Source organism: Lentisphaerota bacterium, assembly GCA_016873675.1.
Taxonomy (GTDB): Bacteria; Verrucomicrobiota; Kiritimatiellia; order RFP12; family JAAYNR01; genus VGWG01.
Genome location: VGWG01000101.1, coordinates 1 through 9,266, shown reverse-complemented (window position 1 = coordinate 9,266; position 9,266 = coordinate 1). Strand labels below are relative to the sequence as shown.

At 61.7% G+C, this 9,266-nt stretch carries 10 protein-coding genes; 8 read left to right on the top strand and 2 right to left on the bottom strand.

Features of this window, described 5'->3' with window-relative positions:
- Positions 1-737: hypothetical protein (locus tag FJ222_10520; GenBank protein ID MBM4164855.1), on the top strand; the 737-nt coding region annotated here is incomplete at its 5' end.
- Positions 738-822: 85 nt separating this feature from the next.
- On the opposite strand, the gene serC is transcribed toward FJ222_10520, so the two are convergent.
- Complete coding sequence (serC, locus tag FJ222_10515; GenBank protein ID MBM4164854.1) at positions 823-1,899, bottom strand: 3-phosphoserine/phosphohydroxythreonine transaminase; 1,077 nt, start codon at positions 1,897-1,899, stop codon at positions 823-825.
- Between the two features lie 67 nt (positions 1,900-1,966).
- Positions 1,967-3,301 carry a 2-hydroxyacyl-CoA dehydratase gene (locus tag FJ222_10510; protein ID MBM4164853.1) on the bottom strand — a complete coding sequence of 445 codons (1,335 nt, stop codon included), beginning with the start codon at positions 3,299-3,301 and terminating at the stop codon, positions 1,967-1,969.
- Positions 3,302-3,321: 20 nt separating this feature from the next.
- On the opposite strand from FJ222_10510, the gene FJ222_10505 reads away from it, so the two are divergent.
- Genes FJ222_10505 through FJ222_10475 form a run of 7 tightly spaced genes read left to right on the top strand, consistent with a single transcriptional unit; the run spans position 3,322 to position 9,173 of the window.
- Positions 3,322-3,825: a 2-C-methyl-D-erythritol 2,4-cyclodiphosphate synthase gene (locus FJ222_10505; GenBank protein MBM4164852.1), complete on the top strand. Its 504-nt coding sequence runs from the start codon at positions 3,322-3,324 to the stop codon at positions 3,823-3,825.
- 15 nt (positions 3,826-3,840) lie between these two features.
- On the top strand, positions 3,841-5,244 hold the full coding sequence (locus FJ222_10500; protein ID MBM4164851.1) for a cysteine--tRNA ligase: 1,404 nt from the start codon (positions 3,841-3,843) through the stop codon (positions 5,242-5,244).
- A gap of 6 nt (positions 5,245-5,250) precedes the next feature.
- A complete protein-coding gene (locus FJ222_10495; protein ID MBM4164850.1) occupies positions 5,251-5,931 on the top strand; it encodes a dTMP kinase in 681 nt (226 codons plus the stop codon).
- Positions 5,921-6,907 (top strand): hypothetical protein, encoded by a 987-nt coding sequence (locus FJ222_10490; protein MBM4164849.1) that lies wholly within the window; start codon positions 5,921-5,923, stop codon positions 6,905-6,907. Before FJ222_10495 ends, FJ222_10490 begins: the two co-directional genes overlap by 11 nt.
- Complete coding sequence (locus FJ222_10485) at positions 6,904-7,761, top strand: hypothetical protein (GenBank protein ID MBM4164848.1); 858 nt, start codon at positions 6,904-6,906, stop codon at positions 7,759-7,761. Before FJ222_10490 ends, FJ222_10485 begins: the two co-directional genes overlap by 4 nt.
- A gap of 13 nt (positions 7,762-7,774) precedes the next feature.
- On the top strand, positions 7,775-8,215 hold the full coding sequence (aroQ, locus tag FJ222_10480) for a type II 3-dehydroquinate dehydratase (GenBank protein MBM4164847.1): 441 nt from the start codon (positions 7,775-7,777) through the stop codon (positions 8,213-8,215).
- Between the two features lie 19 nt (positions 8,216-8,234).
- Positions 8,235-9,173, top strand: a complete 939-nt coding sequence (locus FJ222_10475) for a sugar kinase (protein ID MBM4164846.1) — start codon at positions 8,235-8,237, stop codon at positions 9,171-9,173.
- The last annotated feature ends 93 nt before the right edge of the window (positions 9,174-9,266 follow it).

Below are 9,266 nucleotides of genomic sequence, written 5' to 3'. Positions count from 1 at the left end.
CGGATCCTGTTGATGCTGCGCGTTGGCGGGTCTGGGCGGCGGAACAGGAGCACGGGGACGTTGTGCTCTGGTTCACTGTGGATGGCTTTTTCTGGTTTGCCAGGGGCCTTCTGGGAATCGAACGGCATTTGTACGCGTTCTACGATCAACCCGAACTGATGCACCGCATCAACTCGGACTTGGCCGACTGGATCCTGCTCGTAATCGAGCAGGTGTGCTCAATTTGCACTCCGGATTTCATGACCTTTGGCGAGGACATGAGTTACAACAACGGCCCCATGCTATCCAAAGACTGCTTCGACGAGTTCATGCGCCCCTATTACGATCGGGTTATTCCATCCCTGCGCGCCAAGGGGGTTCTCCCCATAATTGATTCAGATGGAGACATCGCCATTCCTGCCCACTGGTTTGCCGAGGCCGGGCTGGACGGCATCCTGCCCCTTGAGCGGCAAGCGGGTGTTGACATCGCGACGTTGCGGAGGGACCACCCGCGCATGAAGTTCATTGGTCATTTCGATAAAATGACCATGGACAAAGGGCCGGAGGCCATGCGCAGGGAATTTGAGAGGCTTTTGCCGACGGCTGCCAAGGGCGGATTCCTTGTCAGTTGCGATCACCAGACTCCTCCAGGCGTGTCCTACGCTAACTACAGGTGCTATGTGGATTTGTTCAAGGAATATGCGGAGAAGGCCGGTCGGTTGTCACAGAAATTGGCCGAACCACGTCGTGCATGGTAGACTCGCAATCTCGCCACCATGATGCCGGACGTTCGCAGGAGAAGAGAGGATGTGAAGGGGAAATAGAGTCAGGATGGAATGGCGCTTACCCGTTGCGCGCTTCAAAGTCGGACATGAAGTCGACCAGCGTCCGAACCCCGGCGACGGGGAAGGCGTTGTAGATCGAGGCGCGTACGCCGCCCACGGAGCGATGCCCTTTGAGTCCCTTCATGCCAAGCTTGGATGCCTGAGCAATGAAGAGGTCTTCCAGCTCGACCGTCGGCAGGCGGAACGTCACATTCATGTCGGAGCGGCATTCCTTGCGGGCGGTGCCGCGGTAAAAGGCCGTCGCGTCGATCCGCTGATAGAGCATCGCCGCTTTTTCGACGTTCTGACGGTGCATCCGCTCGAGGCCGAACGCCTTGAGCCAGCGGGTAACGAGCGTCAGAGTATAGATGCTGAAGCAGGGCGGGGTGTTGTACAGCGACTTGTTTTCGATGTGCGTGCTGTAGCGCAGCATCGCGGGAAGCGTCTTGGATTCCCTATCGGCAAAGTCCTTGCGAATGGCGACGACCGTGACGCCGGAGGGGCCCAAGTTTTTCTGGGCGCCGGCGTAAATGAGCGAGAATGGCTTGGCATTGAAGGGGCGCGACAGGATGTCCGAGGACATGTCGGCCACGAGCGGTGCGTTGGGGGTTGGGAACGCCTTCCATTGCGCGCCGGAGATCGTCTCGTTCGATGTGAGGTGCAGATAGGCGGCGCCGGGGGTCAGGTTCAGATCGCCGGGCGCAGGCACGCGCGTCGGGACATCCTTCTCGCAATCTGCGGCGATGCCCACCGTGCCGATCAAACGGGCCTGCTTGATGGCGGCCGATCCCCAGCTCCCCGAATTGACGTAATCGGCGGTCTGACCCGCGCCCAAGAAGTTCATCGGGATCATGCCGAATTGCAGGCTCGCGCCGCCCTGAAGCAGCAGCACCTCAAACGCATCATCAAGCCCGAGCAACTCCTTGAGGTTGGCGATCGCCTCGTCGTGAACCGCCTCGTACTCCTTGCCGCGATGCGACATCTCCATGATCGACATCCCCGATCCCTGATAATCGACGAGGTCGGCTTGCGCGGCTTCGAGGACTTCGACCGGCAGCATAGCCGGCCCGGCACTGAAATTGAGAATACGTGACATGGATGTTCTCCCGGATTGATATGACGCGAATCATGTTAGCTGTGGTCGGACGGGATGTCAATGTCCATCATAACGTCTCCAAGAAGATCTCGATGCGAGCGCGGAGCCGCTCGGTGTCCTCCAGATTGTAGTCGGTGCTCAGGTTGAGAAACGGGATGCGGCGGTCGCGAAGCGTGCTCTCAATGCGACAGTTCTCAAGGTCAAACGCATGACAAAACCGGAGCGCATACTGGACAACACCGTCGGCATGACGCTTCTCCACGAGATCAATGATGCGGCTGAGACGGGTGGCCTGCGAACTGAAGCACGGGCAGACCAGACCGAAGGCCGCACGCTCGGCGAGCGCGCGGTAAGCGGCTTCCAGGCTGGCGCCGGCGACGCGGACCGGATCGCAGCACGAATGGCCGCCGGTGCAGATGGTATCGGCAACGACATCGGCCCCGCACAGTTCGAGCAGGTTGAGTGGCTTGAAGTTCGGCCAGACAATCGGCGAACCGGTGAGCACCACGCGCCGCCTGAAGCTGCGGGGTTCGGGCACACACGCCTGCACCTCGGAGAGGAGAATCTCGGCCGGCTTGAGCCAGGTTTCAATGGGTTCGGGAGAGAAGAGTGAAGCCTGAACCGTGACGAAGAGATCGCGTATGGAGAGCGATCCGGGCTGGGCGATCCGCGCATCCTGCAGGCGGCGGATGAGGTCGCTGCGGCGCGCCGTGAGGCTGATGGCGGCGTGCAGGTCGGCGCGGTTCGGAGCGTGGCCGGTGATGTCGGCTACAAAAGCCGCGAGTCGCTTGAACTCGACGATAATCTCATCGGCATGGCGCGCAGGGTCCGGGTCCGTCGGCATCGCAAGCTGAAAGACCGGTCCGAAGTCGGCGAGGATGTCCGCCAGCTTGCGTTTGGCATCGCACGAAGCGGGGATCACAAAAGCGTCGCAGGTGCTGGGAATGCCATCCTCTCGCAGGAAAAGTCCCAACGTCGCCTGCGCGAGCGGACAGATGTCACCCGCGAGGTGCTCCTCGCCGGCAAGAGCCGCCGCGCTGTTTCCGCAGTCGAGACGGACCGTATCCGCGCCAGCGGCCAGAATGATTTCCACGGGAATGAAATTACACAGGGTGCCGATGCGCGGACGGGGCTTGGGGGCCGTAGCCGCGTTGACCAGACGCTCGACGAAGAAAGGGATGCTGGCGGGCCGGTTCGGTGCATTGTCCAGATGCTGGCGCTGGTCCGACTCGACAATCGTCTGCCTGCGGCGATGGCCGGAAACATCTGAGGAAACGCAAGAGGGCCGGTGTTTGGTATCAGATCGGTTCATAGTGTTTACAGATTGCCAAAATTGGGGGAGAAAGGCCAGCGCGATTTCTTTTCGGCAATCACGAGACTCGGCGATTGTTTTCGCGCGCATTTTTCGCTATACTCGCCCGCATGATCAGGACCGGAATAGGATTTGACGCGCACCGCCTGGCCGTCGGCCGTCGGCTGGTGATTGGCGGCGTGGAAATACCCCACGAGCGAGGGCTGGACGGCCATTCAGACGCGGATGTGCTGGCGCATGCGCTTATGGATGCCCTGCTGGGTGCCATCGCGGACGGCGACATCGGCCACCATTTTCCGCCCTCGGACGCCCGCTGGAAGGATGCCGACAGCCTCGCCCTGCTGCGGCAGGTGGCCGACAGGCTGCGGACGGCGGGGTGGGGGATTGTCAACACCGACGCGACCGTCTTGGCGGAGGCTCCCCGGCTCGCTCCGTTCATTCCGACCATGCGCGAGAGGCTCGCCGCAGCCATGTCCATCGGCGTGCAGGCGGTCTCGGTGAAGGCTACGACGGTCGAAGGGATGGGCGCTATTGGACGCCGGGAGGGGATCTCCGCGATGGCCGTGGCGTCGGTTGCGCCACTCGCTGGACCTGACGCGCGGACGGGATCATAAAAGGAATCGAGAACGATGCAGTTTTATAATACATTGACGCGATCCAAGGAGACCTTCGAACCTTTGGAAAGCGGGCATGCGCGCCTGTACACCTGCGGTCCGACGGTCTACAACTTCGCCCATATCGGTAATTTTCGCGCCTACCTCTTTGAGGATCTCTTGCGCCGCACCCTCCGCTACGCCGGGTTGCGCGTGACGCAGGTGATGAATTTGACGGATGTGGACGACAAGACGATTCGGGGCGCATCGGCCGCCAGCCTGCCATTGAAGACGTACACCCAGCCCTATGTCGAGGCGTTTTTTGACGACCTGAAGGCGCTCAATATTGAGCCCGCCGAGGTCTATCCCGCCGCGACCGATCACATCCCGGAGATGATCGTGCTGGTGCAGACCCTGCTGGACAAGGGGCTGGCCTATCGCACGGAGGACGGATCGGTCTATTTCAAGGTGGACGCCTTTCCGCGTTACGGCCGACTGGCCCATCTCGACCGCGCGGGACTGCAGATCGGCACACGCGTTGCCCTTGACGAGTACGACAAAGAGAACGTCGGCGATTTCGCCCTGTGGAAGGGGTGGGATGAAAAGGACGGTGAAGTCGCGTGGGACGCGCCGTGGGGCAGGGGACGTCCCGGCTGGCACATCGAGTGTTCGGCCATGAGCATGAAATACCTCGGCGCATCATTCGACATCCATACCGGCGGGATCGACAACTTGTTTCCGCACCACGAGAATGAGATCGCTCAGGCAGAGGGCGCCACAGGGCAACCGTTTGTCCGTTACTGGCTTCACTGCGCCCATTTGCGCGTCAACGGCGAGAAGATGTCCAAATCGCTGGGGAACTTCTACACGTTGCGCGACCTGATCACGAAAGGGTGGGGGGGGCGCTGGATCCGTTATGTCTTGATCAGCGGCCACTATCGCCAGCCGCTGAACTTCACCTTTGACGCCCTGGAGGCCTCTCGGGCGGCCTTGTCCCGCATCGATGCGTTTATCGACCAGCTCGCCGATACGGCGGGTGGTTGCGAGCCGTCCGAGGGGCTGCCCGTCTGGGCGGCCTCCGGCCGGGATGCGTTTAACGCGGCGGTTTTTGACGACCTGAATCTGCCCGAGGCGCTGGCGGCCCTCTTTGGGATGGTGCGCGATGGCAACGCCGCCCTGAGCGCCGGCGCGGTGACATCGGCGGAGGCGGCCGCTGTTGCCGCCCTGCTCAAGCAGCTTGACCGGGTGCTGGGCGTGCTCGATTTTGGGCGGGTCCGCGACGAAGCGGTGCCCGCAGCGATCCAACAGTTGTTTGAGGCCCGCAGCGCGGCTCGGAAAGGGAAGAACTGGGCCGAGTCCGACCGGCTGCGCGATGCGATTGCGTCCGCTGGCTGGGAGGTCCGCGATTCCAAGGACGGTCAGAAACTGAAGAAACGGTAGGCGTGGATGCGTGGATTGTTCATCACCTGTGAAGGACCCGAGGGGAGCGGCAAAAGCACGCACAGCCGGCGGCTGGCGGAGCAGTTGCGCGTCAGCGGTGTTACCGTGCTGCACACGCGGGAACCCGGCGGCACGCCGACGGGCGAGGCGGTGCGCCAGCTTTTGCAGCACGACGGAGCAGGGGAATCGCCGGTGGCCACCGCCGAGGTGCTTCTGTTTTGCGCCAGCCGCGCCCAGTTGACCGCGCAGGTGATCGTGCCGGCGCTGGAACGGGGCACGTGGGTGGTGTGTGATCGTTTCACCGATTCGACGCTGGCCTATCAGGGCTACGGACGCGGATTTGATTTGGATACGCTGCGCGCGTTGAACACGTTCGCGACCGGCGGGTTGGTTCCAGACCTCACGCTGCTGTTCGATATCGGCACGCAGATCGGATTTCAACGCGTCCATGCACGGACCGGAGAGGCGGGCGCGGTGCCAGCCGATCGCTTTGAACGGGAGTCGCGGGCGTTTCACGAGAAAATTCGCAACGGTTTTCTCGATCTCGCGTCGCGCGAACCCCGTCGTTTCCGGGTGTTGGACACCGCGCAGCCGGTGGAGGCGGTGTGTGCGAAGGTCTGGCAGGCGGTGCTGCCCCATCTGCCAGCGCCCTCTGCAACAGAAGAGGCGGTGGGTCATGCAGGTTGATGCGGCCTTTGACTGCATGCGGCATGCCCACGCATCCGGGCGGATGCCCGGCGGCCTGATCATCACCGGCGACATCCGCGGTGATGCGGGGGAGTTGGCGACCCGGATTTTGCAACGGCTCTACTGCAGGGAGCCAGATGCGCCCTGCCGCGCGTGCGCCCGCTGTGTTCGCGTCAGGGATCAAACCGCATATGACGTCGTCTGGATCGTGCCCGAGAAGAAATCCCGGCAGATCAGCATTGATCAGATTCGAGAGCGGTTGCTCCCAGCCATCGAACAGACCTCATTCGAAGGGGGTTGGAAGGTCGGGGTCATCGTGGGTGCCGATCGCATGAATGCGTCGGCCTCCAACGCCTTTCTCAAGACCCTGGAGGAACCGCCCCCACAGACCCTGTTTCTATTGCTCACCGACAGTCCGCAGAACCTCCTGCCCACCATTCTCTCACGCTGCCAGCGATTGGATGTTGACCATCAGGTCCACACCCTCAACGCCGTCTGGCGCGTCGAGCTGTTACAGATTCTGGCGGCGCCGCTTCCTCCGGGTCCCCTGTCGGCGCTGGCGACATCCGCTCAGATCGGTGCCCTGCTGGCGACGATCAAAGAGGAGGCCGAGAAACAGGTCAGGGCCGAAGCGAAAGATGAGGGTGATGGTGACGAGTCATGCGATGTGATGAGTGCGCGCATCAGCGCGCGATACCGTGAGGGGCGTCTGGCTGTTTTGATCGCGCTGCAGGACTGGTACCGGGATTTGCTGGTGATTCGTTCCGGCGGCTCGGCCGATCTGCTGCACTATCCGGAGCAACTGGAGATCCTGCGCGCGCGCGCGGCGGGGCTGACAGCCGGACAGGCTCTGGCCAATGTCGCAGCCGTCGACGGTATCCAGCGGCAATTGGAACGCAACCTCTCGGAAGATTACGTCTTGGCGTATTGGATGGACCGCATCGTTACGGGTGTTCAAGCGGAGAAACGGGTATGACGGGTTTGGAACAACTGTGTGTGGTGCATGTCATTGGAAAAGGGGCGCTGATCTGTCGCCTGAAGGCCGGCACGCGTGTGCCCGGCGCGGGCGACGCCGTGATCGTGGCGATTGACGATTGCGCAGAGAACGGTGTGGTCGTGGACGACGCCCCGGCGGAACATCTGCCGACCGCCACATTCATCCGGATTGCCACAGAGGCCGATCAGAGCCGGATCGAGGCCAACCGGGCCGCAGCCAAAATTGACTTGGGGCGGATCACCGAACGGGTGCGGGCCAGCGGTCTGTCGTTCAAGCCGCTGAATGCGCATTACAGCCTGAACCACGACCGGTTTGCGATCCAATTCGGATGTGATGAGGAATTGGATGCCAAGCGCGTCCTCGCCCTGATTCCCGTTGATATCAAAGCCCGCATCGATCTGAAACCGGTTTGGCCGCGGGAGTTATGCGCCATGATCGGAGGGATCGGCTGCTGCGGCCGCGCCTATTGCTGCTGCACGTGGCAGAAAGAGTTTGTTCCGATCAATATCCGCATGGCCAAGATTCAGGGCATCCCGCTGCTGCCCACGAGTCTCAACGGCGGCTGCGAACGGATCAAGTGTTGCCTGCGGTTCGAATATGAGCAATACTGTGAGGCGATGGATGCCTTGCCGCCCATTGGCACTGACGTTCACGGGCCCGAAGTGAGCGGCGTGGTTATTGGCCACGACGTGTTGCGCGGTATCGTGATTGTGCGGTCAGGCGATCATCAGCAACACCGCATACCGGTTGCCCAGTTGCGGCGCGCGTCGACGCCGCGTGGAGGCTGTGCACGCGCACATCCTGACCGGCCGGGGCTCGGAGAAAAGGAGTAGGATGCCCATGAACATACGCATACGGATTGTGAACGGACCCAATCTGGCCTTGCTGGGAACACGGGAGCCCGGAATTTATGGCCGTGAGACACTCGATGGCATCGTGCGGGCTGTGACCCAGCATGCGGCTTCCGCAGGCGGATCGGTTGAGCATTATCAGAGCGATGTCGAGGGGGATTTGGTGCGTTACATCGGGACGAGCCGCGGGATGTGCGACGGCATCATCATCAATCCGGCCGCCTATACGCACACCAGCGTGGCTGTGCGCGATGCCATCAGCGCCTGCGGGCTGCCCTGCGTCGAAGTGCATGTGTCGAACACGCATAGCCGCGAGCCGTTTCGTCATCAAAGCCTGACGGTTCCGGTGTGCATCGGCCAGATCATGGGTTTTGGGGGCTACGGGTATATCCTGGCATTCGATGCGATCGCACATTATCTCAATCAGAAAAGGTAGGGACACGATGAACGATGGGATGACGGAGGCCGGCGCGTGCGGAGCGACGCGTGCGGTCGATATCTGGGTGGTCGGCTCGATCGGGATTGATGATATCGCCACGCCGGTGGAATCCCGCAGGAATGTATTGGGCGGTTCGGTGACTTACGCCTGCGCCGCCGCGTCATTCTTCGCGCGCGTCGGCGCGGTGGGCATCGTCGGTTCGGATTTTCCAGAGGCGTTTGTGGCGCGATATCGATCTTTTGGCATCGATTTAACCGGCTTGCAGCGCGCGCCCGGCCCGACCTTTCGTTGGAGCGGGGAGTATGCGGCGGATTTCATCAACCGCCGGACGATCCGGACGGAGCTGGGTGTGTTTGCCGACTTCAAGCCGGAACTGCCGGATGCCTTTCGAAGCGCGCCGTATGTGCTGTTGGGCAACATCGGGCCGGACCTGCAGGAGCATGTCTTGAATCAGGCCTGCGGGGCGCAATTCGTCATTGCCGACACGATGGATCTGTGGATCACTATTGCGCGGGAGGCGCTGGAACGCGTGATCAGCCGGGTGGATCTGCTGATGCTCAACGACGGCGAAGCCCGGTTGCTGACCGGTCGGCACAACCTGCGGGAGTGCGCGGCGGCGATTCTGGCGATGGGGCCGCGTTACGTGGTGATCAAGAAGGGCGAGCACGGCGCGCAGCTTTTCTCCAAGGCTGGGCTGGCGATCATTCCGGCCTATCCGGTTGATGCGGTGGCTGATCCGACCGGCGCCGGTGACACCTTTGCCGGCGGTTTCCTGGGGCATCTGGCGCGTTCCGGGCGAACCGACGAGGCGGCGATCAGAACCTCCTTGCTTTATGGAGCGACGGTGGCGTCGTTTGGCGTAGAAGCGTTCAGCTTGGAACGGCTGGAGCGGTTGACGTTGTCCGAGATTGAAGCGCGGCTCACCGAATTGCGTCAGATGATGATGATCAGTTGATGCCCTTTGTTTTCAGGCAATTATTCGAAAAGACGGAGCAAGACTTTACATAACATATATTATGCGACGTTATTGGCAGCCCCCTCAAATGTT